The 1,095-nt window shown below is 60.3% G+C and carries 1 protein-coding gene; it reads left to right on the plus strand.

What is annotated here, in order from left to right; translation table 11 throughout:
• Positions 1 to 37: 37 nt before the first annotated feature.
• Positions 38 to 1,095 (plus strand): ribonucleotide-diphosphate reductase subunit beta (locus tag AAEZ06_RS26845; protein ID WP_350617096.1); only part of this gene is annotated, 1,058 nt, incomplete at its 3' end.

Raw genomic sequence — 1,095 nt, forward strand, 5'->3', positions numbered from 1 at the left:
CAAAGGCGCCAACGCCGGCCACGCCACCGAAGCCAACATGGACCGCCTCGACGGTGCCGGCGCTGCCGCCGCCATCGAAGCCCGCGCCGTCACCGCTAACGACTCCGCCGCTATCGTGCGCGCCAAGGCCGCCCTGGACAAACTCGATGTCGCCGAAGGCCTCGCCGAGTTGGAAGGTGCTGCCGCCCGCGTCGCCGTCGACGAAAAGCGCATGATCAACTGCCGCGCCGACCTCAACCAACTCGTGCCCTTCAAGTACGACTGGGCCTGGCAGAAATACCTCGACGGCTGCGCCAACCACTGGATGCCGCAAGAGGTCAACATGACCGCCGACATCGCCCTGTGGAAAGACCCCGAAGGCCTGACCGACGACGAACGTCGCATCGTCATGCGCAACCTGGGCTTCTTCTCCACGGCTGATTCGTTGGTCGCCAACAACTTGGTCCTGGCCGTGTACCGCCTGATCACCAACCCGGAGTGCCGCCAGTACATCCTGCGCCAGGCCTTCGAAGAGGCGATCCACACCCACGCCTACCAATACTGCATCGAATCGCTGGCCATGGATGAAGGCGAGATCTTCAACATGTACCACGAGATCCCATCGGTCGCCAAAAAGGCAGCCTGGGGCCTGAAATACACCCGCGCCATCTCCGACCCGAAATTCGAAACCGGCACCGTCGACACCGACAAAGAGCTGCTGCGCAACCTGGTCGCCTACTACTGCGTCCTGGAAGGCATCTTCTTCTACTGCGGCTTCACCCAGATCCTGTCCATGGGTCGGCGCAACAAAATGACCGGCGTGGCCGAGCAGTTCCAATACATCCTGCGCGATGAATCAATGCACCTGAACTTCGGTATCGATGTGATCAACCAGATCAAAATCGAAAACCCACACTTGTGGGATGCCGGGATGAAGGAAGAAGCGACCCAGATGATTCTGCAGGGCACGCAGCTGGAGATTGAATACGCTCGCGACACCATGCCGCGCGGGGTGTTGGGGATGAATGCGGCGATGATGGAGGACTACCTCAAGTTCATCGCTAACCGTCGCCTGTCGCAGATTGGCTTGAAGGAAGAGTATCCAGGGACCACGAA

The organism is Pseudomonas sp. HY7a-MNA-CIBAN-0227 (genome assembly GCF_040310325.1).
Taxonomy (GTDB): Bacteria; Pseudomonadota; Gammaproteobacteria; order Pseudomonadales; family Pseudomonadaceae; genus Aquipseudomonas.